Here is a 226-nt window from a genome sequence, read left to right on the forward strand (position 1 = left end):
AGTCCGAGTAACCGCCACGTTGGCCGTCTTGGTTGCCTTATCTGGACCACCCGTGTAAGTCGTTGTGACTGTAATGGTACCTTCCAGATACTTAGCTTGCGTACCTTCTGGATCACCCTTAGTAGGATCACCTGGCTTAGTCGTCGTGTACTCAGTGGCCGTATAACTGACCGCCTGATCCACGCTGGCACTGTAACCTGTTTCAGCTGGGTCGGTCCCCTTAATG

1 protein-coding gene is annotated in these 226 nt (G+C 53.1%); it reads right to left on the bottom strand.

Features of this window, described 5'->3' with window-relative positions; translation table 11 throughout:
* On the bottom strand, positions 1–226 hold a 226-nt coding region (locus HC026_RS12660; protein ID WP_168926237.1), incomplete at both ends, for a hypothetical protein.

The sequence above is a fragment of the Secundilactobacillus angelensis genome, assembly GCF_012641075.1.
GTDB lineage: Bacteria > Bacillota > Bacilli > Lactobacillales > Lactobacillaceae > Secundilactobacillus > Secundilactobacillus angelensis.